The organism is Micromonospora sp. KC207 (genome assembly GCF_004348615.1).
GTDB lineage: Bacteria > Actinomycetota > Actinomycetes > Mycobacteriales > Micromonosporaceae > Micromonospora.
Map to the genome: position 1 here is coordinate 20,681 of NZ_SMKJ01000016.1, position 21,434 is coordinate 42,114.

18 protein-coding genes are annotated in these 21,434 nt (G+C 66.2%); 8 read left to right on the forward strand and 10 right to left on the reverse strand.

Going from position 1 to position 21,434, the window contains the following annotated elements; all coding sequences use genetic code 11:
• Positions 1 to 13: 13 nt before the first annotated feature.
• Positions 14 to 676, reverse strand: coding sequence for a hypothetical protein (locus E1258_RS03695; protein ID WP_132396822.1), 663 nt, complete (start codon positions 674 to 676; stop codon positions 14 to 16).
• Positions 677 to 1,168: 492 nt separating this feature from the next.
• Here E1258_RS03695 and E1258_RS03700 point away from each other — a divergent pair, with 492 nt between their 5' ends.
• Complete coding sequence (locus E1258_RS03700; RefSeq protein WP_165949621.1) at positions 1,169 to 3,388, forward strand: DUF262 domain-containing protein; 2,220 nt, start codon at positions 1,169 to 1,171, stop codon at positions 3,386 to 3,388.
• A gap of 174 nt (positions 3,389 to 3,562) precedes the next feature.
• On the opposite strand, the gene E1258_RS03705 is transcribed toward E1258_RS03700, so the two are convergent.
• The gene (locus E1258_RS03705; protein ID WP_207919381.1) at positions 3,563 to 5,143 is read right to left on the reverse strand and encodes a DNA phosphorothioation-associated putative methyltransferase; all 1,581 of its coding nucleotides are present in this window, start codon (positions 5,141 to 5,143) and stop codon (positions 3,563 to 3,565) included.
• Positions 5,144 to 5,535: 392 nt separating this feature from the next.
• On the opposite strand from E1258_RS03705, the gene E1258_RS03710 reads away from it, so the two are divergent.
• Entirely contained in the window at positions 5,536 to 5,757 is a 222-nt protein-coding gene (locus E1258_RS03710; protein WP_132396826.1) for a hypothetical protein, read from the forward strand.
• Position 5,758: 1 nt separating this feature from the next.
• Here the strand turns inward: E1258_RS03710 and E1258_RS03715 are convergent, their stop codons facing one another.
• Genes E1258_RS03715 through E1258_RS03730 form a run of 4 tightly spaced genes read right to left on the reverse strand, consistent with a single transcriptional unit; the run spans position 5,759 to position 12,525 of the window.
• The gene (locus E1258_RS03715) at positions 5,759 to 6,598 is read right to left on the reverse strand and encodes a phosphoadenosine phosphosulfate reductase family protein (protein WP_132396828.1); all 840 of its coding nucleotides are present in this window, start codon (positions 6,596 to 6,598) and stop codon (positions 5,759 to 5,761) included.
• Positions 6,595 to 10,182, reverse strand: coding sequence for an ATP-binding protein (locus tag E1258_RS03720; protein WP_132396830.1), 3,588 nt, complete (start codon positions 10,180 to 10,182; stop codon positions 6,595 to 6,597). The genes E1258_RS03715 and E1258_RS03720 overlap by 4 nt, the downstream gene beginning before the upstream one ends.
• Entirely contained in the window at positions 10,179 to 11,291 is a 1,113-nt protein-coding gene (locus E1258_RS03725; RefSeq protein ID WP_132396832.1) for a DUF4007 family protein, read from the reverse strand. The genes E1258_RS03720 and E1258_RS03725 overlap by 4 nt, the downstream gene beginning before the upstream one ends.
• On the reverse strand, positions 11,284 to 12,525 hold the full coding sequence (locus tag E1258_RS03730) for a cysteine desulfurase family protein (protein WP_132396834.1): 1,242 nt from the start codon (positions 12,523 to 12,525) through the stop codon (positions 11,284 to 11,286). The genes E1258_RS03725 and E1258_RS03730 overlap by 8 nt, the downstream gene beginning before the upstream one ends.
• A 417-nt stretch (positions 12,526 to 12,942) precedes the next feature.
• Between E1258_RS03730 and E1258_RS03735 the strand changes: the two genes are divergently transcribed.
• Genes E1258_RS03735 through E1258_RS03745 form a run of 3 tightly spaced genes read left to right on the forward strand, consistent with a single transcriptional unit; the run spans position 12,943 to position 17,374 of the window.
• Positions 12,943 to 14,505 (forward strand): DEAD/DEAH box helicase, encoded by a 1,563-nt coding sequence (locus E1258_RS03735; protein ID WP_132396836.1) that lies wholly within the window; start codon positions 12,943 to 12,945, stop codon positions 14,503 to 14,505.
• Positions 14,499 to 16,484: an ATP-binding protein gene (locus tag E1258_RS03740; RefSeq protein WP_165949622.1), complete on the forward strand. Its 1,986-nt coding sequence runs from the start codon at positions 14,499 to 14,501 to the stop codon at positions 16,482 to 16,484. Before E1258_RS03735 ends, E1258_RS03740 begins: the two co-directional genes overlap by 7 nt.
• Positions 16,481 to 17,374, forward strand: a complete 894-nt coding sequence (locus tag E1258_RS03745; RefSeq protein WP_132396840.1) for a hypothetical protein — start codon at positions 16,481 to 16,483, stop codon at positions 17,372 to 17,374. Before E1258_RS03740 ends, E1258_RS03745 begins: the two co-directional genes overlap by 4 nt.
• On the opposite strand, the gene E1258_RS03750 is transcribed toward E1258_RS03745, so the two are convergent.
• Complete coding sequence (locus tag E1258_RS03750) at positions 17,371 to 17,820, reverse strand: hypothetical protein (protein ID WP_132396842.1); 450 nt, start codon at positions 17,818 to 17,820, stop codon at positions 17,371 to 17,373. The two genes, E1258_RS03745 and E1258_RS03750, sit on opposite strands and share 4 nt — an antisense overlap.
• A gap of 500 nt (positions 17,821 to 18,320) precedes the next feature.
• Here E1258_RS03750 and E1258_RS03760 point away from each other — a divergent pair, with 500 nt between their 5' ends.
• Positions 18,321 to 18,575, forward strand: a complete 255-nt coding sequence (locus E1258_RS03760) for a hypothetical protein (protein WP_132396844.1) — start codon at positions 18,321 to 18,323, stop codon at positions 18,573 to 18,575.
• On the opposite strand, the gene E1258_RS03765 is transcribed toward E1258_RS03760, so the two are convergent.
• Together E1258_RS03765 and E1258_RS34325 are read right to left on the reverse strand one after the other, a co-directional pair.
• A complete protein-coding gene (locus tag E1258_RS03765; RefSeq protein WP_132396846.1) occupies positions 18,562 to 18,825 on the reverse strand; it encodes a transposase in 264 nt (87 codons plus the stop codon). The two genes, E1258_RS03760 and E1258_RS03765, sit on opposite strands and share 14 nt — an antisense overlap.
• Positions 18,826 to 19,684: 859 nt before the next feature.
• Complete coding sequence (locus tag E1258_RS34325; RefSeq protein WP_165949618.1) at positions 19,685 to 20,086, reverse strand: hypothetical protein; 402 nt, start codon at positions 20,084 to 20,086, stop codon at positions 19,685 to 19,687.
• Positions 20,087 to 20,341: 255 nt separating this feature from the next.
• On the opposite strand from E1258_RS34325, the gene E1258_RS33030 reads away from it, so the two are divergent.
• On the forward strand, positions 20,342 to 20,512 hold the full coding sequence (locus E1258_RS33030) for a hypothetical protein (protein WP_165949619.1): 171 nt from the start codon (positions 20,342 to 20,344) through the stop codon (positions 20,510 to 20,512).
• Positions 20,513 to 20,650: 138 nt separating this feature from the next.
• Here the strand turns inward: E1258_RS33030 and E1258_RS03785 are convergent, their stop codons facing one another.
• Entirely contained in the window at positions 20,651 to 21,070 is a 420-nt protein-coding gene (locus tag E1258_RS03785) for a hypothetical protein (RefSeq protein ID WP_243715156.1), read from the reverse strand.
• Between the two features lie 111 nt (positions 21,071 to 21,181).
• Here E1258_RS03785 and E1258_RS33815 point away from each other — a divergent pair.
• On the forward strand, positions 21,182 to 21,434 hold a 253-nt coding region (locus E1258_RS33815; RefSeq protein ID WP_207919382.1), incomplete at its 3' end, for a hypothetical protein.

Consider the following 21,434-nt stretch of genomic DNA (forward strand, 5'->3'; position numbering starts at 1 on the left):
CCCCGGGGTGGAATTACCGCCTCTTGCGTTCCAGGCTGCTGCGGAGGTTCTTCGCGCCCACCTCCGAGACCCCGTCATGCGCCAGGGCATACCCCACGGCAGTGTTGACGTCGATCAGCCCGCCGCGTAGCACGGCGTCCAAGGCCTCGCGGGCGTGCTCGCGCTCGTGACTTCCGGTCCAGTTGTTGCGCCCGCCGAAGAACACGGCCCGGTCGAGGGCCTTCTGCGCCTCGGGGTCCAGCGCCGGCACCTGCGGATACACCCCGGACAAGTCCCTTGCCCGGGTCCCGGCGGCCCATCCGGCCAGCGGGGTCATCGCACTCTCCAGGACCACCAGCGCCGATCCGCGCGCCAGGTCAGTCGCCTGGCGCAGCGACCGGGCGTCCGGGTGGAACGCCGCCACAGCGCCACGTGGCCGGTTTCGGTCGAGCGGATAGCTGAACCGGTAGCGGCTCGCCAGCCGGTGGACCGGGCCGGGGCCCCCGTGCGCCTTCGCCGCGTTGTAGAACACCACCGGGGTCACCCCGTCGACGGCAGCCTGCTCCTCGATCCACTGCACCGCAATCTGCTCGAGTTCCTCCCACCGCTCTAGGTTCTCGTCGACGTCAGGGATCCACGCGGCGACCCGCAGCAGGCTCGGGTGCTGCCGCGAGGGTTCGTCCGGCTGCCTGGTCACTCCACGCCTCTTCTTTCGTCAGCCACTTGCGGCCAGTGAACCAGCAGGGTCCGACATGGAGCCAGCCGCCGAACGACCTGAGGTTCCCCGAGGCCGTCGAGGGCGGCCGAACGGGAAGCCGCAGGCGTGTGGGCCACGAGAGTGTCAGGGGCGGGGTGTCTACTGGATCCGCCGCCCACATCCGGGCACCATATTCCATACAGGACATACGGCCGCCGCCAAGGTCAAGCAACCGCCCGCTACAGCGAGTTAGCCAACAGAGTCCTTGCGAAGACCCTGGTCTGACGGATAGCCGACGGCGGCGACGCGGCAGCCTCGTCATTTGGAGCGACGACGGTGAGCACGAGGCCGCGGCACAGAGGACGTTCGATGCCATGTCGCGGCCCTTCGTGCGATCATCGAGGGCGCCAAACGCGCCGCTCGCAGTCCATCATCGGGGTAGGTTCTCGCATGCCAAGCACCTTCACTGCCGACCCATCTACGCTTCGCCAGTTGATCCTGCAACCGGGGCAAGGGTTCTACGTGCCTGCATACCAGCGGGACTTCACGTGGGGTGAGGACGAGATCGATCGACTGTTTGAGGATCTGGAACAGGGGATCACACGGGCCACCCTCGGGGGGACGCCATCGACATTCCTGGGCACGGTCATCATGGTCAGCGACCGAGAAAGTGTGATGCCGAAGCATCCAGACGCGCTTCCGACAACAGTGCTCCAGGTAGTCGACGGCCAGCAACGTCTTTCGACACTCCTCACGGTGTTCGTGGTCTTGTCAAGGTTCGTCTCCGCCGACATGCGATGGCTGCAGCAGCAGATCGACGGCGGCACTGCAGAGGATCTCGACGAGTGGTTGTTGAACACGTTGGGCGAGCGGCGTGACGAACTACTTGGCGCCATCGCGTTCAAGACCTACTCAGGCATAGACGAATTCAACATGAAGCCTCGACTGATTCGCCAGGCGAGTGACGTTTGGGGCAACGACGCCATCCATGCAAGGTACGAGAGCGATGTCGCGTGGTTACTGATGGAGGCGACTCGCTATCGGAACCAGAACAACCAACATGTCGCCATCAAGGTACCCACCGATCGACGTCACCTGGAGTCGGTGCTCCGGGTAATCACCAGCCACATCGACAGTTTGCGCAAGGACGGCGCAGATGTTGACTGTGATGTCCTTACAGAGCTTCGCTTCCTTCGAGACATTGGCATGGCGAAGGCGCTTATTGGGTCCAGTCCAGCCCCTGTGGCACAACCCGACCTGTTGGATGACCGTCGGAAATCGGCCGCACGACTCCTCGTCGTTGCGTCATTCCTCCTGAACGGGGTGCTGGTTATCGACGTGAAGGCGCCGGATGAAGAGTACGCCTTCGCGTTGTTTGAGCCACTCAACACCACGGGGCAGCCTTTGACTGCCTTGGAGACGCTGAAGCCGTTGGTGGTGCGCAGCGAGGGCGGGAACACGGACTACAGCACATCGCCCTCTGCGGCGGCGTTCAGTCGGGTTGAATCCTATTTCCCCTCTTCCATGAAAGCGGACGGCCGCGGGAAGTCGATAGCGGACATGCTCACAGCGTTCGCGCTGGCGGAGACGGGACGAAAACTATCCCGCACTCTTCTCGACCAACGGCGGTATCTTCGCTCCGAGTTTCAGTCGGTGGCACCACCGAACGGGCACATCACAACAGCGCGCGAGTTCGTCGGCCAGCTCGCCGACGTTTCGGCGTTTATGTGCGACGCCTGGCCCCGTAGCGGCCCATCGCCGCTCATGTCGCTAGGCACCGATCTGGACCGCTTATGCTTGGAGGTCTTGCGGTCGACTAACCACACAGTGGTTCTAGCCTTGTTGGCGCGCTACTACTCCGTGTGGGCTGACAGTCAGAGTCTGCACAGCCGGGACGAGTTCATGAGCGTCCTCCGGGCCGTGACTGCCTTCTGGGTTCTCTGGCGGACGTCGCGAGCAACGACACGAGGGATCGATGACGTCCATCGCAAACTGATGGCTACCGGCCACTCGGAGACAGGGCTTCCGGCCATGGCGAGGCGTGCCAGCGGCGCGTCGGGGTCTGTGCCCCCGGCGGCGGAGATCCGTGCGGCCTTGAGAAACATCCTGTCCGTGCGCGGAAACATTCCCTCCATGGCGGCCTGGGTCACCGAGGTGACGAAGCAACCGCTGTACCAGACGAGTAAGCAACTCGCGAAGTTTATCCTCCTATGTGCCCATGACGACCGGGTCGAGGACCACGTCGCGCCCGGTCTGGTTAAGCGGGGCGTTTCGGGATCTTTCCGGGCTCTGACGCCGGAGGTGTGGGATTCACACTACTCGGTCGAGCATATCGCTCCCCAAAACCCACTCCAGGGCGATACGTCGTACGATCTAAAAATCTACGAGCAGGGCCTCATAGACCGCCTCGGGAACCTCACGCTAATGCCGACTGATCTTAATGAGTTGATCGGGAACAAGACCTGGGCGTATAAGAAGAGTGTCTATGCATTGTTGTCCGAGACGGATCCGAGTGCACGAGTGAGCCATATGCAACAGCAACTGCCGGGTCTGGCTCCGAAGACGAAAACTGTTCTGCAGTCAGCCTCGTACTTGCCGTTCTGTGACTTCCTAGGTAAGCATGACACACCCCTTTCTGATGCGTATATCACACAGCGAGGGCAGCGCCTAGCGGAGCTTGCGGTCGAGCGGTTGTGGCCGATGCTGGCATGATTATCGCTCCGGCACGGACCGCCGTTCGCCATGGCTTTGCTGCACGGCCGGGCTCACCAGATGCCAGCCGCGTCAGATATCCGTGCCGCCATATGCCAGCAGAGACTGATGACGTTGCGGTGGCCGTTCATCGGCTCGGGCCCTGCTGTCCGTACTCACGGATCTTGACGCCGTCTACGCCGATGCCGAGCCCGGCCGGCGCCGTGGGGTCCGGATAAGTCGGTGGCCTCGAAGTTGGTAGCCGGCGTTGTCCAGACGTGTCCGCCAGCCTTCCCGCGTGCCGATAGAACTACTGTCTTCGAGGAGGCCGGCGCGCTCCTCCTGGCGCGTCAGCCGCGTGAACTTATCTCGCTCAGGGTAGTCATCGGCGACAAATGTCTCCTTCCGGTGAAGAACCGGTGGGTTCGATGATTCGCGGAAGTCTGTGTATCTCACGTCGAGCCGGCGTAGGTCCGCGCGCACCGAGCTGGCGAGTGCTGGGTGAGGATCCCGATCGAAATCGGGATAGGAAAGGTAAGAGACTTTCGGACCGGTTCGTGACAGCTTGATGATGTTGGCGTCGACGACATTTCCCGTCAGCACGCGCGCGCAGCCCTCGTAGACCCGCAGAAGCGGGCTGAGCTGCTCCGACGCGGCTTGGTGCACATAGAGGGCTTCGGGCGTCAGCTTTCCGACCTCGGATTGTGCGCAGGCCGCGTTCACGGCGCTTTGGTCGGCGACGCTGTGCAGCAGTTGATCCGCCTGCTCGCACGCCGCGCTATAGGAGCCGAAGAGCGTTCTGATGTCGAGGGCGATGTCGCGAGGCAGGTGTGACGCTTTGGGCCGGCAGGTGAACGCGGCTAGTGCAAGGTAGACAAGAAGGTCGTGCCGGGCTCGGTCTTGAGCGGCTTCCAGGTCGCGGTCCCAGTCCTCCCCGCCGATGACCTGGCGGAGGACGGCGGCTGCTCGCTTGATCGAGAGTGAGGCGGTGGTGAGTCGATCAGCGCTCCCGTTGAGCTCCCATAGTTCGGGTAGCCGCCCCCGGTCGGCTGCGAAACTGTGTATCTCCTCCATGACGTCGCGGTGAGCGTCGTACAGGGCCTGGCGCAGCTTCGGCCGATGCACCGGCACCGAGCGGCGCCGAGTGCGGGAGGCGAGCAAGGACTGCGCATGGCTTTCGTCACGGAAAACGTAGAAGATCCCGGGCGCAGCAGCGATGCACTCCACCTGCAGCTCGCTCTTGATCCACTTCTGCAGCTCGTCTTGGGTGAAGAACTTCTGGAACGTGCCTCGAGTGGTCAGGACACCGTCGCCGTGGCGTTTTCCCGCTACGGTGCGCCCTTCCCAGTCCGGCCGGGCCGCAACGACCAGGACCTTCTCGGCGAGTTCCCAGGCGGCACGCAACGTTTGCGCCCTCTCCATCGGATTCTCGATGACGTTCACGACGTAGCCAAGGTTGATGACGTCTGCCGAGCGAATACGCGCGGTAGGGCGATGTGAGGGATCCCATCCGTCGGCTTCGTACCCGAGGGCCCGCAGTCGCGTCACGTCAAGGCCCCGACCGCATCCGTAGTCGAAGAGGCTGGAGCTCTTCGTGATGATCCCGTCAGCGAGTGCCCGCGCGATCGGCTTCGACAGGTCAGGCCGCGCGATCGCGGTGCGGTGTCGCGGGATCGCTTGCTCAGTGTCCATCGCGTCACCGCCCTGCTGAGCGCACAGGAGGCCGGCGCCAGAACCGCCTGACTCGTCCTGTGGCGCAGTCTTGCTGCCGACCACCGGGACCCACCTGACTGCTGTCCATGGGGGGATTTTGCATGCTCCCCGCCGAGATTCGAAGCGTACGCGCGGAGCACAGCTGATGCTATTGCACCCTGCTTAGACCTCGAATTCAGTCGCCTGACCCTCAACCGCTCAATTTGGCCCGCTCCTTTACCCGGCGCCGCCTGTTTTACTTGACTGTCCGGCATGAGGCACGGGTCACTGTCTGCCTGTGGAACTAGCCATGGAGGACGGGTCCCTTGAAAGGGTATTTACGGGGCAACAATGAATTGTCGTTCGTACTACAGGCTCCGCTCGGAGAAGAATTAAGATTCGGCGCGACCATGATTAGCCCTACCGGGGTACAGCGGTCGACAGGGACCTTTCGCAATCCGCAGGCCATGGTCGACTTGGCGAAGGACGCCGTCCTAATGTTGTCTGAGGCGGACGAGCCGGCCGACGGCACGAGCGTGGTGGCGTTGATCGTGCATACGGCGAGTCGGCACGCTGCCGCGGTCGGTGTCTTCGACGATTCGGCAGCGTGCCGGTCATGGTGGCATCAGTCGTACAACAGGCTGCTGCGGGATCCGGACGTGTTGCTGGTGCTGGCGGCGGTATGCCCTGACAGTTAGTTTAGAGGTGGCAGACGGCGCAGCCGGCCTCGTCACTGTCCTCGTCGAGGGCATCGGTGAGAACCTCGATCAGGGGCAGGTTGGGCCGTGGTTTGGCCGCCGCGCGGGCGAGCGCGGCGGCATGCCGCTCTTCGATGGCTTCGCGCCGGTCGAGGAGTTCGCGCAGTGATTCGCCTTGTGACCAGGTGTACTGGCGGCCTTGCATCGCGGTCGCCTGGTAGTTGACTTTTTCTTCGTATTCGACGGCGCGTTCGAACAGTTCGGGGTGGCGATCGGCGAGGCCGACCCATTCGTGCTTGCGCTGGAAGAAGCAGAAGTAACACCCGGAGCGGGTGCGCCATTCGTAGTAGGCCGGAAGGCCGATACCCGACTCGTCGAGGATACGGTTTACGCCGTCGCGGTCGACGCCGTCTTCTCGGAAGGGGAAGACGGCTTGGATGTTGGGCTTAGTGCTGACGTAGCCGAGGCGGTTCTCGTCGGAGCGGATAGCGACATACGAGATGGCAGGGCTGTCACCGATCCATTCCTCAAGCGGCTTGAGCTTGAGGTTCTTGGTGCACCACCGCATGGAGGCGCTCGGTAGCGTGCCCTGGTAGATCTGCAGCCAGTGGTCGAAGTCGCGGGTGGCGTTGAGCCGGACGATCTGCTTGCCGAGGGCGGATTCGAGGCGATTGAGGTAGTCGTACGTCTCGGGCAGTTCGGCGCCGGTGTCGCAGAAGAAGTACTCCATCTGGGGCACCTTGCCGCGCATGTAGATCGCGAGGGCGGAGGAGTCTTTGCCTCCGGAGATGCCGAGGACGTGGCGGGTCTCGTCGGGAGTGCGTTGCCGTGGTGCGGTCATCGGGTGGGTTTCCTTCGCGTGCGTGATGCGCCGTCGTTGCCAGTGTCCCTCTCGGCTATGACATTTTCGGCGAGCAGGGCGAGCAGGGCCCGTTCACCATTCTCGCCGATCTTCTCGCGGGCCAGGGCGATCAGTTCCGGCAGCAGCGCCTGGGCGTTCGTGCGCTCGTCGTCGGAGAGGTGGACGACGGCGTGGAACTCCTGGCCGTCGGTTTGAGTGAGCGTGATTGTTTGAGAGACGAAGGTGGAGTCGGCGGGTTGTGGGCTGCTCGCCTGGTGCAGGCTGGCGAGCCGTTCGATGGAGCGCGCGACCGCGCGGGCCTCGACGGCGAACGTGGTGATGTCGCCGTCGCGCCAGTCGGACAGTCCGCGGCCGACGATGCGGACGACGAACGGGTCGAGCCATTCGTCGTCGGTGAGGTCGGTGTCTTGGGCGAGCATGATGACGCCGCGCAGTTTCGCTTCCACGAGGTTCACCTCGGCGAGCGGCTGCGTGTATGCGGCGAGGCGCTCGCGTAGCTTGCTGAGGTTCGTGGGCAGGTGGAATGCGGCAGCGATGGCTTTGACGACCTGGTCGCGAAGACGGGCGTCGGCGCGGCTGATGTCGGTGAGGGCTTTGCTCAAGGAGGCGGCGTACCGGCGTGCGGTCTGTTCGTCGGTGGGCCCATCGGCGGGGATCGGCTTGAGGCCGAGCGCGGCGGGAAGGTCGGTGAACAGCAGGGCGTCCGGTTCGCGGGCCGTCTTGAGCGCCTGGCGTACCGCCTGGGCTTGCTTGGGGATCTGCTGGGTGCGGTCGGCGTAGGAGGACAGCGTTCGGGCGCGGTCGAGCAGCTGGCGGGTGATTGCCAGGGGTGCCACGTTGCGCGCGTTCGCCGGGGGTGCTGCCGGCATACGGGCGCCGATCTCCTGTGCGATCTCGTCGACCGCGATCTTGCGGGGGCCGGCCTGTACGCCCATGGCCTTGACCGCGAAGCGTTCCGGCGCTTTGAGCATCCGCTCAGCGAGCGCGTCGGTGAGCCTGGTCTGGTAGGTCCCTTCCTCGAAGAGGGCGAGTTCCTGGCTGCCGATGATGAGTGCGGTCAGCACGATGATCGGGATGACGCCGGGGCGCATCCCGTACGGGGGCGCTTCCAGAAGGCTGTAGACGACGTCGAGGCGTACCGGCTGTTCGGTGGCGGCGTACATCTGTTGGCGCATCGCCGTCCAGGCGGGGTACAACGAGTTCTTCTTGGCCGGTGTGGGCGGTTCGGGTTCGCAAAAGCCGAACGTCAGGTGCCCAGCCTCGTCGGGGCGGCCCGGGGTGAGGCGGTGCAGGCGCAGGTATTCCAGGACGCCGCCGTACATGGCGCGTTCCGGCCCGTAGCCCTCGATGCCGAGGTTGGGCAGGCCCGGTGAATTGATCATGGCGGTGATGAGCTCGCGGCGGGCTTTGGCTGCCTGGCTGGTCAGTTTGTGTCGGCCGAGCATCTCGTTACGGATGTGCGGCGCGTCGGGGAACACGCTGTCGCACGCTTTGGAGACGAGTTCGGCGAGGCTGCGGCCCCTGACTCGTTCGCTGGAAGGGGACCAGGTTGCGGCTCCGGCGGTTACCGTCATCAGGTACCACTTGGGAGCCAATTGGCTGGGCAGGAAAGCCTCGGCGACGCGGGTGGCGAGTTCGGCGCTGGCCTGGGCGATACGTTCCTTCACCTCGGCGCTGGCGACGCCGTCGAGTTCGACGTGGGCTGGCAGTTCGTTCAGGGCGTGCAGGTAGCGGGCGGCTTGGAGAACCTTGTCGGCATGCTCGGTGGTGCCTGCCACGACAGGGCGTTCCGTCCGGACCGTCGGGATGGTGTCGTGCGTACCGAAGTGAAACAGCAGCACACCGTCTTCTGCGTTGGCGGCCGACGGCCCCTCGATACGGGGAGTCCCGGAGTCGGTCGCTTTCGTCACGAAGTAGCGCAGCATGCCGGTGCGCTGGCTGTGCTTGCCGGCTACCACCGCAGGGGGCAGGTAGTCGGAAATGAGCCTGACGGCGGTGTGGTCGTCGCAGCTGTCGATCAGTTGCTCAATGTGCGCGGTGAGGTCGACATCGCTGCCTTGCCAGACCCGGTATTCATCGCTGAACTGCCGGTATACCAGGAAGCCGCGTTCGACGAGGCTGGCGACGCGGTCCGCTAGCTGCTGCCGGGTCGCTGTGTCATCGAGCGCGGTCGGGTCGGCCAGCGCGAACAGGATGGTGTCCATGCTGGCTCGTAAGGCGCCGGAGGCGTCTACCAGGTTGAGCATCCCGACGGTTTTGAGGATGACCTGATCGTGTTCGGGAAGACCGTGTGCCTCCGCGATGCGATTGTCGATCTCCATCCATCGACTCGCGTTGGCCGAGGCCAGGACGGTGGTGCGGCCAGCGGTGAAGAAGAAGTCGAAGGCGTCCGCGATACGGATGGTGGAGGCCATGGTCGGCTTGTCGGTGGCGTAGCTGGCCAGAAACCGGCGTGCCGTGTGCGGTTCGTCGTTGGCGATGAAGCCCGTCACGCTGCGGTCGTGTTGCCCGATCTGGGCTGCCAGCAGCGGGGCGACGACGGTAGTCAACGGGTGCAGCGGGTAGACCTGGGCGAAGAACTCCTGGTCGGCAGCGAGAATGCCTTCGAGCCCGCGGTCGGTCCAGGCCCGGGCCGAGGCTGCAGCGTGTTCGGTGATGAGCTTGCGGCCCTTGGCGGTGACGCCGCTGTGGTCGAGGGTGCGGCGGACCAACTCGACGGTGTCGCCGAGATGGACTGTCATGAGGATGTCCTCGAACCGGCCCTGGATCTTCGCCCATTCGCGCGTGAGCAGCGTGTTCGAACGGGACGCGTAGTCACCGAAGGACAGGTGCTGCAGGGTGAGCAGGTAAAGCGGTACGCCGCATGCGCCGGCCCCGAGTTCCGCGAGTTCCTGCAGTAGAAAGACGTCACTGCTGGCGTCGCTGAAGTCGCCGTGCGCGGCGAGGTGCTCCAGCGACTTGCCGAACTCGTCGATGACCAGCAGGACCGGAGCCTGCTCACACAACGTGCGCACCGCGCTCAGAAGCTGCTGGTGGCCGAGCCCGGTCGTGGCGAGTGGCTCGAGGGCGTGTCGCACCGCTGACGGCATGATGTCGTCGGACCACGTGCGGGAGGCGCCTTCGAGCAGTGCGCGGGCGACGCTGGCGAGCAGCGGTTCGCGTCGTGCGGTGGTGACACAGGTGACGAACCCGTTGGGTGCGATCTTGTCGCGGGCGCTGGTCAGGCGCCGGGCCAGGATGGGACTCGCTTCGGTGAGCAGTTTCTCGGCTTCACTGCGGCGGCTGCCTGCGTGGCCGAGCAGTGATGTCGTGACGAGCGCGAGCGTCGATTTGCCGGATCCGTAGGGTCCGGTGAGCGACCAGGCACGGGTACGTCCCGGGTCCTCCAGCGCGGCGGTGACCCGGTCCAGCACATCCTGTGCCCGGATACCGACGTGCAAGGGGCCGAGGTGGTCGGCGCGGACGTCGCGTTCGATGTTCGTCGACCGCAGCCGGCTGCTGATGATGCTGATGCCAGCGGGCGCCTGCGGGCTGCTAGTCGGCGGCGTGCCGGGGGCGGTCATACCAGGGCTCCTGCAAGTCGGTCGAGGGTCGGCTGGTCGAGCAGATCGGTACGGCCCCGGCGGCGCATCTCACGCAGCATGCCGGGCGGCTGCATGGCGTACCAAATCTCTCGGTCGGGGAAGCCGTCGCGGGCGCGGACCCCGCCGTAGTAGTTGTCCAGGACGTCCCACGCGAGGTCCTTGGGGTGGGCGTTGAAGCCCAGGCTGCGCTGCCCGATACCTTCGATCAGCTCGAGCTGCGGGTGCGCTGCGGCGACTTCCTGCAAAGCATTGACGATCTCCGGTTCCCTGAGACGGAATGCCTTCCCGGGGCCGCCGGGCTCGTTCGCCAGGCGGGCCACGGCTATCGAGCCGCCCTGCTGTGCCCCGGCACGTGCCGCGTAATCCAGGCAGGCGTAAGCGACCAGGGCCGGCGGCAGTGACGTCCGGGCGGTGCTGGTGAACTTCCAGGAGTCGACGGAGTTGGCGCGGCCGAAGGTGATCGGCTCCAGGAGCCCGAGTTCCCGGAAGGTGGAGTCCAGCATGTCCTCGAACCCCACCCGGGAGCCCTTGGCGGGCTGTTCGTCCCGGCGGCCGTACATCTTGGTGAGGCAGTCGGCGTCCTTGGCCACGGACGCCTCGACGGGAGGTTCCCAGCCGGCCAGCCGAACGTGCCGCAAAGTGGTCTCGGTCAGATCAGCCGTCTTGAACCGGGAGGTGGACTGGGCGTGGAAGGCCACCCACCAGGTCGGGGTGTAGCACGGCTTCGCTAGCAGCCACCAGTGCAACAGCCAGAGGCTCGCGGTGTCCTCCAGGTACGGGTCGGCGCCGTTCTCATCGAGCAGCCAGCGCGCCTCCCAGGTCGGTGACGCGACGTTCGCCCGCGAGGTCGGGTCTTTGGGGTACTCGACGGTCAACTTGAACGCGTACGACCAGAACCGGATGGCGTTGACCATGTTCTTGCCGACGCCCAGCGTCACGGTCGCGTTGTCGCGCAGGAACACATCGTTGCCGATGTCGGGGTTGGTCAGCGCGGTATACGCCTTGAGGAGCCATCCGAACCGGGGGTGGAAGGTCTCGTGGCGGGAGAACGAGGGCTCAGCGACGTCCTTGAGCTTGGTTTCAAGCATCGTGTCTCCGCGTTCCTTCCTGTCCCCCGGTATGCGCGGAGGCAGTCGTGGTGGTGTTCGGGTGCAGGGCGTTCCGGACCAGGTGCGCGGCATCGGTCACGCAGCGAACGGCTCGGTCGATGTCATCGGCGGTGGTGGCGTGGCCGAGAGAAAATCGGAGCGTGCAGTCGGCCTCGTCGCGGCTCAGGCCCATGGCGAGCAGGACATGGCTCGGTTCGAGTGCCCCGGAGGAGCAGGCGCTGCCTTCGGATGCGGCGAGGCGGGGCATGGCGGCCAGGAGCGCGTCGGCGGGTAGGCCGTCGAAGGTGAGGCTCGTGACCCCGGGCAGACGCTGGTCGGGGTGACCGTTGCGCCGTGTGCCGGGCAGCGCGGTCATCACCTCGGCCTCGAAGCGGTCGCGCAGCGTCTTGATCCGGGCGGCTTCGTGTCCGAGGTCGCGTCTGGCGGCCTGAGCTGCGGCGCCGAGACCGGCGATCCCGGGGACGTTGAGCGTCCCCGGCCGGCGTCCGCGTTCATGACCGCCGCCGTACGCCAGCGGCCGGATCACAGGCACCGTTGTCCGCCGCACGAACAGCGCTCCGACCCCTTGCGGGGCGCCGAACTTGTGTCCGGACAGCGACAGCAGGTCCAGCCGCAGCTCACGGAGATCGATAGGCAGCCGGCCCACGAGTTGCGACGCGTCCGAGTGCACGAGCGCCCCGACTTCGTGCGCGAGGCGCACCACGAGATTGAGATCGGCGAGAACCCCGGTCTCGTTGTTCGCTGCCATGACCGAAACCAGGGCGGGCGAGGTCGCCAGAGCTTCCTCCAGCTCAGCGACTCGCAATGTGCCGTCACGGTGGACCCCGACCGTGTACACCTTGCCGCCGACGCTCTCGGCTACCGCGGCTGCCGCTTCACCCACCGCCGGATGTTCCACGGCGCTGACTACCAGGCTTCGCCCAGGTGCCACGGCCGAACGGATGGCGAGGTTGTTGGCCTCCGTCGCCCCCGAGGTGAAGATCAGCTCGCTTGGTGAGCAGCCCAACAGGGCCGCCACGCGCTCGCGCGCCTGATCGACCGCATAGGCGGCATCCCGGCCCGCAGCGTGAACACTTGAGGCGTTTCCGACAGCGGCAAGTGCCGCCGTCGTCGCTGCTAGCGCTTCAGGACGGATGGGTGCCGTGGCGTTGTAGTCGAGGTAGATGACGGGATCAGTATCTTTTTGCCCCATCCCTCTCCCCTCAGTCGTCATCTCCACCCTATAGCTGGTGGCTTGCGTCGCGAGTCACCAGCCGTGATCTAGGGCCGTAACGTTACCGTACGAGTGTTCGGCTCTGATGCCCTGATGACCGATTCGGGCCACCTCGTCGCATCGGGGTTCAACGACGTCTGGAAGGGCTGAGGAACGGCACGGGATACCCCGCGCCCCGATGGGCCGCGGTGCCCTTCCGCGGCCTCAGCGCGATAGAGTGAGCGCTTGGGTCGATGTCGCTGGCATTCGCTCCAGGACCCACGTGACCAGCGAGCTCAAGGCGATGCGCGCGGAGGATGCCGCCTAGATGATCTACACCGCCGTCTCGACGACAAGTGCCCCGCACCTCACAGCCCCTGGCCTCGGTCCCCGCTCGCGCGTCGGCACCTTCGTAGTGGATGCGGCCGGATCGCGCCGATGACGTACACGATCTTTGATCTGCTGGGCGCTTCCACGCGGACCACGAAATTCATCGACGATCGCGTGCTACGCGCGGTCGGCCGTCTCGCCGACAGCGGGCTCGTCCGGCAGGCACCTATCGAGGCGGTGGTGGCGGCGGCGTGTCTCGGTGATCCGATCAACGCCGTTCGACGCCTCGCCGAGGCCGGCGTGCTTCCGGACGAACTCCCGGCCGAACAGCGCCGGGACCTGGCCGCCCGTTTCTCGCTGGCCCCCGATCGGCTCGACAGCAAGACGATTGCGGCGAACGCAGGCGCCGTAGCGGTGTTTCTCGGCCTTCCCGAAGTTCGTGGCGATGCCACAGCACAGGCGCCGACCGGTGCGACGCCGGCGTACGGGCTGTTCCCGCATCAACGCCGCGCTGTGGTTCGGGCGCGTGAGCTACTGCGGCTGGGCCGTACCCGGCTGTTGCTGCACATGCCGACGGGGTCCGGTAAGACCCGTACCACGATGAGTATGGTCTGCGACTATCTGCGCGAGAACGAGGGCCGCGTCGTGCTCTGGTTCGCCTCCACCCGGGAGCTGCTGGACCAAGCAGCCCGCGAGTTCCACAAGGCGTGGTCGCTGCTGGGTGACCGGCCCGTGCCGATCGTCTCATCCTGGGGCGGTCAGGACGCCGACTTCACCGACCTCAGCGACGGTCTCATCGTGGCGAGCCTACAGACCGTCTATGCGCGTCGCGGTGAGCCGGGGTTCATCCCTGATCTCGGCCGGCGTGTCGGGCTCATCGTGTTCGACGAAGCGCATCAAGCGGTCGCCCGCACCTATCGGCACGTGGTCGAGCAGCTCTCGGCAGCCGGACAGCCGGTCACTCCCATCATCGGGCTCAGCGCGACCCCGGGACGAACCTTCCTGGGAGGACGCTCGGACGAAGACCTCGCGGAATTCTTCGAACACACGAAGGTGGAGCTCGACACCGCCGCCGAAGGCGCGGACAACCCGGTCGCGTACCTGATCCGTGAGGGCTACCTCGCCGAGCCCGCGTTCCGGCTCCTCGGAGAACTCCGGGCAGACGACGATCCGGACAGTGTCGAGGACGAACCGGATGACATCGGCCTCAACGAGGATGACTACCTGCAGGAGGTCCTCGGAGCCACCCTGCACCTGGTCAGCGAGTCACACCGCCGGATCATCGTGTTCGCCGCCTCAGTGGAGCTGGCGCACGCCCTGGCGGCGACGTTGCGATCGGTCGGTGTCCTCGCCGATGCGGTGGACGGTACGACGGCTCCCGAACTTCGTGATACCGCGATCCGGATGTATAAGAGCCCGGCACCGATTCCTCGCGTACTAGTCAACTATGGCGTGCTGACCACAGGGTTCGACGCCCCGCAAACCAGCGCCGTCGTCATCGCGCGCCCGACGCGCTCCCTCGTGCTGTACAGCCAGATGGTCGGTCGGGGCATCCGCGGCCCGAAGGCGGGCGGCAACAGGAAAGCCGTCGTCGTCACCGTGGTCGACCCCGCAGTCCCCGCATTCGGTTCCATCGCTGCCGCCTTCACCCACTGGGAGGACTTGTGGTAACACCCGACACTCATCAGGAAGCTCCGCTTCTCTCTGGTGAGCAGACCGTCAAGTCCATCCGGGACACCGGCTACAAGGGCACCGACTACGCCCTCGCGGAACTGATCGACAACTCCTTCCAGTGGGGTCAGGCCCGCACCGTCCTCCTGGTCATCGTGCAGCGCCCGGTGCAGGGCAAGCTGCGGGCCACCAAACGCGCCGACGAGATCTGGGTCATCGACGACGGCACCGGCATGACGGATCAGGCCGTCAACCTCGCCCTGTCGTTCGGCGGCTCCGGCAAGTACGACGACCGGTCGGGTATCGGCCGTTTCGGCATGGGTCTGCCGCAGGCCAGCGTCTCGCAGTGCGAGCGGACCGACGTCTGGACCTGGCAGAAGTCACAGCCCGAGAACGCCTCCCACACTTTCCTTGACCTGCAAATACTCTCTCGCTCCGGCAGGGGATCCACGCTGACCGTCCCGTGGCCTACCCGTCCCGGCGAGGCCGGCTACGAGACCATGCCCGACTGGGTCCTCGACGTCTTCAAGCAGCATGCCACCGCGGACACGTCGATGGGTCAGCCGCTCTACGGCGGTACAGCGATCCGCTGGTCCGCGCTCGACAGGGTCCGGTGGACCACGGCCGGCACCATTCTCAAACACGCGGAGTACCTGCTCGGACGGGTCTACCGCAACTTCCTGACCGCCGACACTGAGCGCCGACAGATCAAGATCGCCATCGTCGACGCCGACATGATCGGCGGGCTCATCGATTTTTACGACGTACGCCCCAACGACCCGCTGTACCTGCTGCCGGCGGACCAGAGCACGCTCGAGTTCTGGGAACAGGCCGCGCCGGAAGGCGACAAGGAAAAGTACGTCCGGGTCACCGACATCGCGCCTTTCACCGAACACCACAACTCTCGCGAGTTCAAGATCGCACGGCCGGACGGCAAGGGCGACTCCACGGTGTACGCCCGGCTGTCCCTGGCCCGGCCCGAGGCTCGCCCGGGCAGGAATCCAGGTAAAGACACCCACCAGGGCCGCCACGCCCGCGACAACGCCGGGATCTCGGTGGTGCGTGCCGGCCGCGAGCTAGTCCTGGAACAGACCCTGAACGAGGAGGCCACCGACCGGTGGTGGGGGGTCGAGCTTTCCTTCAGCCCTGAGCTCGACGAGATCTTCGGCGTGACGAACAACAAGCAGGACGTCCCCAATCTCACCCAGGCGCTGCAACTGGCACGCACCTACGATCTACCGAAGCAAGAGGCGTTGAAGGAAGCTCTCTTCGACGAAGAGCACCCGATCGCCGAGTTGTACGGGATGGCACACCAGTTGCTGCTGCTCGTGCGGGCCCTGCGACAGGAAGGCCGGGCCGAACGCGACGCGGCATCGCGAAGCCGCTCGGCACCGCCGAACATCGCCGGCGTGGCCTCCAATATCAAGAAGACCCGTTCCACGGTCGTTCCTACGCCTGGGGAGAAGAAGTTCGCGGACGATCCGGACCCGGAGAAGGCCGTCGGCGCCATCGAGAACAAGCTCAAGGCAGACGACGTCTCCGACCAGACCCGCAGAATCATCATCGAGAACTACAAGCGTGGCGTGACCGTTCAGATCGTGACGCAACCCGAGAAGCACGTGCCCGCGTTCTTCCGGCCCGACGAGGCCATGAACCTGGAGCTGCTCTGCCTGAACAACGCCCACCCTGCCTACCAGGCCATCATCGACCCGCTGCGGGCCTCGGGCGATGACATCGCCGCGATGAGCGAGGAGGAAGCCAAGCGGCTGCTCACCAAGAGCGCTGACGCCATCACCTGGCTCCTACTGGCCTACGCGCGCTGCGAGAACGAGTACCAGGGCCATCCGCTCGCGGGCACCTGGAAGCAGATCCGCGACCAGTGGGGTCAACGCCTCGCCGAAACGGTGCAAGACTCCGATTTTAAGGCTTCCGAACTCTTCGGTGACAGCGCCGAAGACGATAACGAGGGTGGTGCATGACGCCACCAGAGGTCGATCCTCAGCGTTGCGGACTCCGGGTCCTCGAACTCGTCTCCGCGGCTACCAAGCTGACGATCGTCGCGCCGTTCATCACCGCGGCCGGCATCAAACCGCTTCTCACGGCGCTGCCGCGGGATGCCGGACTTGAGGTCTATACCCGGTGGCGCCCGGACGAGGTCGCTGCCGGTGTCAGCGACCCGCACGTTTTCGATCTAGTGGTGGCCCGTGGTGGAACGGTGTCGCTGCATCCGATCGTTCACGCCAAGGCGTACCTGAGCGCTTCAGCCGCTCTGGTGGGATCTGCCAATGTCACCGGGAACGGCCTCGGATGGGGCCACCCCGGTGCCGTTGAAATCCTCGTCGGGACGTCCCCGAGCGACCCGGCCCTGGCCGCGTTGATAGCGGTGCTGCGGGCGACGTCGTCGACCGCCACGGAGGCAGACCGAGACGCTGTTCTGGCCGCCGCCGCGGCGCTTCCTACCGCGCCGCTGCAGGCCGCTGCGGAGCCGGTGGACCGAACCGATTGGCTGCCGTCCTACCGGATGCCGGAGGTGCTCTGGCTTGTCTACTCCGGGCAACGGGAGAAGGACCTCACTGACTTCGTGCGGCCCGAGCTGCAAGCGCTAGGGGTTCCTAGCGGCATTGACAGCGAGTCGGCGTTCAACGCCTACGTCGGAGCGATACTGCGGCAAGGCTTCACCGGCCGCATCGCGCAGGAATGCAGTAACCTGACGACCATCAGAGCGGTCCAACGCCTCACTGAGCTAAGCACGGCCAGAGGTATCGCCGTCGATGATCCTGGCCTGCTGTGGGAGACCCTCGCGGCATGGATCGCGCGTTTCATGCCCGGGTTCCAACGGATCCCCGGTGGCACACGATTGATCCGTTAGCGCCACAGACCGATCGGCCGGCCCGTCTCCGGGTCCACGACCCGCACCGGTTGAGGGAACTTCGGTTGCGCGGATGGCTTCGACGGCTGCTGCGGAATCGCCGCGCAGCGGCCGAGAGCTGACCGCAGCAACTCGGCCGCTGCGATCATTCCCGCTGCTTCCGCGGCGGCAAGCAGGGTCCGCGCCGCCCTGCTCGCCTCGGCCTCGATGATTCCGCCGATCCGGCCCGAACCATTCGAGGTAGGGCCTTGCGTCTCCCCAAGCCGGGCACGCAGGTGAGTCAGCTCGGCGGCCAGACATGCGTCGAACTCCGCCGACGACGGCTCACCGTCGCATCGCGGTTCTTGGACGACGGCCAGCAGATGAGCTACCGACTCCGGCAAGAAATTCCGACGGACGCGCTCAAGATTCTCTGCACGCTGCTCCTCGAAACGCCTGCTAGCCACGCCACCCCTCTATCCTGCTCCGCGTCGACACCGTTCGCAGTCCCACGCGCCGAGGCGGCAGAGCCGGTTGCACGCTGCCAGGGACCGAAGCCGAGTGACCGCCTCAGCGTAGCGGAAACGACACACGACAGGAGGAAGCCGAAGGGCTGATCAACGTAGCGAGGCCGACCTGTCGCGGTGTTGGTCTCCGACCGGCACCTGCGCCCACGGCAGCTGTTGAGTTGCGCGTACAAGGTCGGCTGGTTGGCCTTGACTGACACGTACAGGTGCCCGCCAGCAGCGGCGACAACGCGGGCGTGGGCGACCTGGGCGTGCAGCGCGTCTGCGACGATCACCACACCCGCCAGGCTGCAGCCGTGCCTTGACCTGCTTCAGCAGCGGGGCGAACGCGGGGATCTGACCGGAAAAACAACCGTGAGTGGGCAGGCGGCAGCGTCGGGGCGGAGCCCCGATGAGGTTCTGAACTTGTTCGTCGGTTAGGCGGGGTTGAGCTGGACGCTGTGGCCGAGGGCTTCGAGCTGGCGGATGAGGCTACGGGTCTTGCGGTGCTTGTTGATATGGGTGGCGTAGTGGTCCGGGCCGAGGTCGATGAATCTGGCTGTCGGGTCGGCCAGGATGTGCCAGACGATCGTCAGGATGGATCTGGCGATCGCGACCAGGGCTCTGGCTTTGCCGCGGCGTTTGACCAGGCGCCGGTAGCGTTCGCCGAGGAAGGTGTCGGGGCGGGCGACTGCGGCGGCGTCACCCGCTTTTGAGGTAGGGGCTGCCGTGGCCGGTCGGTCCGCGCCGGGTCTTCGGCCCGGACTGCATGGTGCGAGGGGACAGTTTTGTCCAGGACACCAGGTGGCCTGCGGTGGGGAACTGGGCCATGTTCCCGCCGGTCTCCGCGATGATTATCTGCGCGACTCGAGGCCCGACACCGGGGATCTCGTCGAGCCGTTCCAAGACCGAGGGCTGTGTAGCGGCAGGAGGGTAGCCCGCATCAGTGCTGGTCGGGGGCAGCATCCCACGCTCGTTGAGCTTGGCCAGCCAGACCGCGTCGAGCTTGTCGGTCTTCGGCCGGCCCGGGACCTGCTTGACGTCGTTGGCGTTGGCCAGCCCCCACGATCACCCCGTGGGCTTCCAGGATGTAGTAGAACGGCCGCCAGTAGTCGCCGGTCGACTTCCAGAACGACACGTTCGATCTGATCGGTGACCAACCGTTGAGCCAAGGCGGCAGAGTTGACTGCGGTGGCAAGAGCAACGACCCATGTAGGCGAGCCGAGCCCAGTTTGTCGCCAACGACGGCCGTGGGTGCAGGCCTCATCCTCGCTCAGCCGCGACCGCCGTCGTTGTTCAGATCGCTACGCCACCTCGCGATGGCAAAGTGATCCGCTGCCGAAGGTGAGAGCTCCGGCAGCGGATCATGCGGCTGCCACTGCCGGCGATCGCTCGAACGGCGACCGCACCTGCGGAGCATCCACCTGCTGGACGGACGAGGGGGTGAACCAGCCACGAAACGGCACCCGAGCGACTGCTGTCGACGTGGACTCGTGCGCCGGTCTCGGTTCAGGCCGGGCGGAGGATGGTCGGCTGACACGGGCCAGTGTCAAGGCGCGGCGAGCGGCGCGGGCAGCGGCGCACATACCGCGCTGGCCGGTGCACTGCAGGTTGCGGCAGTTGCCGCGCTCGTCGGGCTGATGCGCGGCGGCGACATCGAGAGCAAGCCGCCACAGCAGCGAATCAATCACGTCATCAGGCAGAGCGGCGAGGGCGCTGAGTCGTTCGCGGGGCACGGCGATACACCTTCCGTCGGCGGGTCGCGCCACCCCACCCGATCCAGGCGGGATGGCGAACACGATCGACGCTCACCTCTGCATGAAGGTCAAGTCGCCCTGCGACCCTGAGGCGTGATGGCGTACCAGGCGAACAGAGCCGTTCGGTCGCCGGCTGGCGTCGGCATGGGGACGGCATCGAGAGCGGCGTCGAGATGAGGCAGGGCAGCGAGCGCGAGCAGCGTGGCACCTGCGGCGGCGAGTCGCCGGCCCCGTCGGGCAAGCAGGCCGACGATGCCGATGGCTGCAAGCGCGAGCACGAAGGGCATGAGGGCTGCCAGGCCCGCCGCGCTGACGGTTCGGGCTGCGTCGTAGTCGTGCCACTTGTTGCCGTTGCCGCCGTTCGGGTTCTGATTGGTCGCTCTAGTGGAGGTGGCCGAACCCTCGTACGTCGCCTGGAACGGATACTCGTCGCAATGGCGTCCTCCAGCCGCGTAGCTCTCACCCCACACGTCCTTGCAGCGGTTGGCGCGTCGGGTGGCGCGGGCGATGTTGGCCTCGCCGTTCGTGCGGTGGTAACCGATCGGGCTGTTGCGTAGGGTCGCCAGGACAGCGGGTCCGGTGCCGGGCGGGCCTGGTGCAGGTCTTCACAGAACGTGACGTCCCGGACGTGGTGTACGCGGTTCTCGATGTGCCATTTGCGGCGGGACCAGTCCTGCAAGTCGGCGGGTTGGGCCTGCTCGGCGGGCAGGGACACCGTGAGATAGGTGGTCTCGCGGCTGGCCTTGGCGCCGGTGGTGCGGGTCCGGATGATCCGGACGGCCTGCTGGGCGTGGGGGAACCCGATGCCGCCCGCCGGCGCCACCAACATCGCCCCCGCCAACCGCCATCACGCCCGCGACAGCACCCGCCCACTGGCATTACTCGGCATCACCTGACGGCAGCCGGGGCCCTGCCCACGAGCTGGCTGAAGCGCATCCTGACGAAGCATGACGTCGCGGATCTGCGGATCCAGGTTGTCCGTCGACCTCGTCCGCCACTGCTCAGCGAGACCGCTACGTAACGCCCGTCGGCGATCACCGCTGGTTCTTCCTCCTGGAAGGGGTGTAGGGCGGCCCTTGCGCGGGCCGGGCTTGGTGGGATGCCCCAGCCCGGGGCGCTCGGCGGGACCGCCGTGCGCGGCGTCGTGCGATGGCCGGCCGCAGGCCGTCGGCGTCGGCGTCGGCGTCGGCGTCGGCGTCGAACATGTCGAAGCCGGCGGCGTGGAGCAGGTTGAGCAGCCTGGCCTCGTCGAGGAGGGCGATCTGCGCCTGTATCGGCCGTCGGTGGCGCGGTGGGCTGCCGAGCCACTCGGTCCAGGTGATGCCGTGGCCGTAGCGACGACCGCGATACGTGCTGCGGAACGGTTCGGTGTTGACGCTGTCCGCGGACAGGCTTGGGTGGAAGTTTCCGTCAATGTAGAGGCGACCGTCGAGGTCTGCGCCGCAGTCGCGCATGAGGTGCAGGGCTGGCGCAGGTCGAGCAGGCGGATGGGTCCGCCGGCGCAGTACCGGGGTCCGGTCTTGGCCTTGCGCAGGTCGATGAGCTGGCGGTGCTGCCACGGGTAGATGGCCGTGCAGGCCCAGTACCGGGGGCAGCTCGTCCCCGCCACGCCGAGGTGGCGTTCGAGTTGCCGGGTGCTGTCGAGCACCTGGGCCAGCTCGTCGGAGACGCAGACGATCATGGTGCGAACGACTGCTTCCGGGATGGCCACGAAGGCCGGGGCGACCGTAGTGGTCGTGGTGGCCGCGGGGGCCGTCTTCTTGGTCAGCCGGGTTCTCCTTGTGGGGTTGAGCGTGCCGTGGGCACGCGGAGATAGCC